Here is a 1827-nt window from a genome sequence, read left to right as displayed (position 1 = left end):
GCCTTGCTCGCGGAAATGCGCTGAACTGGCCTTGTCCAATGCGCTGTGTGCATGCTCGCAACAAGCGATTGGGCCTGATTTGTCTCAAAATAGACTTTTTTGTCCCGCATCCTCATGACAACCAAACCCCAAGCACCCCATGAACTGGCTGAACTGACGCAGCGCACGGTGGCCTACTACAACCAGAACGTGGACGATTTTTTATCAGCACCCGCGACCACGATGTGAGGGGTCTGGGAGCAATGGAACGGAAAAGGCACTTAAGCTGTTGAGTCTCACGCGCTCTGACCAGCAAGCGTGACATGGTTTTGGGAGCAATGAAATAAAAACCCATTCAGCATGGAACTCTCGCTGCGATTTCATGAGCGAGATATTACCGGTTTGAAAATACGGTTGTGTGAGCCGTGTGCCACCTGGCAAGCTGAACTATGAGCAGTGGTGAGTGTGATCAATCAAATTGAGGGGCCAATAATCACACTTCGTGATGGGCGAGATCAGGTGAAATTTCCGCCGACCTGTGGCTAACCAACAACTTTCTGCGCCAAGTTGGGTGAACGCCCGCTTTAGAGCGTGATGAATTTCAGCAGTGCAGCGGTTGCTGACATGGGTCTGAACGAAATGCTCGCTCCAGACCCGACATTCACCCCCGTAGTCTGACCGTCTGCAATGTGAAGCCAATTTCGCGGATGGCTGCACCTGCTGCCGACTAGGTGCCGTCGATCATCAACGACTGCTTTCCTGTAACAAAAATAAATGAAGTCCAAAGTGGAATTTCTAGAGTTAAGTACCATTTAGCTCTATTACCGCAAGATACGCTCGTGCCCTGCTCATAGCGACGTAGTGGAAGGTTAGACTTTCTGATAGCTTTGAATTCGGCATGCCTACCACAATGATGGCATCATTTTCTAGCCCTTTGAAATCGGGTATCTGAGAAAAACTAATCGAATCTGGTGGGAAACTTCTGATTGCGTATGAATCGAGTGGCTTAATTACTTTATGCCACTTAGGTGGCAACAATCTCACAATCGATTGGTTGTATGGAGTTTGTGAAAGTATAGTAATTTGTGAATGCGTCATACCGCCCTTCACGAGTTCATCCAGTTGATTTGCCAATATTTTTGCTGCATCCTCTTTAGTTGCAACGCAAAACTCCCTGACTGCTGGCCCATAACCAGAACCGCGAACACCCATGTCAGCACCAAGACGAAATTTAATGGATTCTAGAATTTCGAAAGTGTTTCGGCAATTGGTCCGCAAAGGTACCCGTGTCGGTTGATATTGCTCAATGCGATGAAGTGCCCCAGCCTCTGTGGGTACAAGCAAGCCACTTTGATTTTGAAAATCAGCGAAGAGTGCCCAACGGCCATTTTGGAATCCGTTCAGCAAATAGGCTTCCAGCTTGTCGATTAGCACAACCCGCATCAAGTCTTGCGCTTCATCAACAATGATCGCGTCAAATTGTGAAATGTGGGCACGCTGGGCGGCAGTCTCCAAGCCATCAAAAGTTGAAATGACCAAGCCGCGAATATTCAGGCGCACGTCCAACCAGGCCTTTAGCCATGGTGATGAACAGGCGAAGAGAACCTTCGATCCAGTCGCCGTCCATCGTCGTGCCAATTCTGCCGCGAGAAACGTTTTGCCTGTTCCTGCACCACCAATGCAAAGCGTACGAGGATTGGCTTCGACGACATCAACCCAAGCGAGTTGGTCTTCAGTCATCCGAATTGCGCTGTCGATTACATGCTCAGTTTGGATACGCAGCGGAATGATAGCCTCGAAATCAGGGCGAAGAAATTTTTGAATGACATCAACAGCGGCATCCGAAGC

1 protein-coding gene is annotated in these 1827 nt (G+C 49.0%); it reads right to left on the bottom strand.

Going from position 1 to position 1827, the window contains the following annotated elements:
- Positions 1 to 780: 780 nt before the first annotated feature.
- A partial coding sequence (locus tag ACOYNV_RS28155; protein WP_422903132.1) for an AAA family ATPase occupies positions 781 to 1827 on the bottom strand: 1047 nt, incomplete at its 5' end.

This window comes from Propionivibrio sp. (assembly GCF_049316945.1).
Taxonomy (GTDB): domain Bacteria; phylum Pseudomonadota; class Gammaproteobacteria; order Burkholderiales; family Rhodocyclaceae; genus Propionivibrio.
The sequence above is the reverse complement of the archived record's forward strand: the minus strand, read 5'-3'. Positions and strand labels throughout refer to the sequence as shown.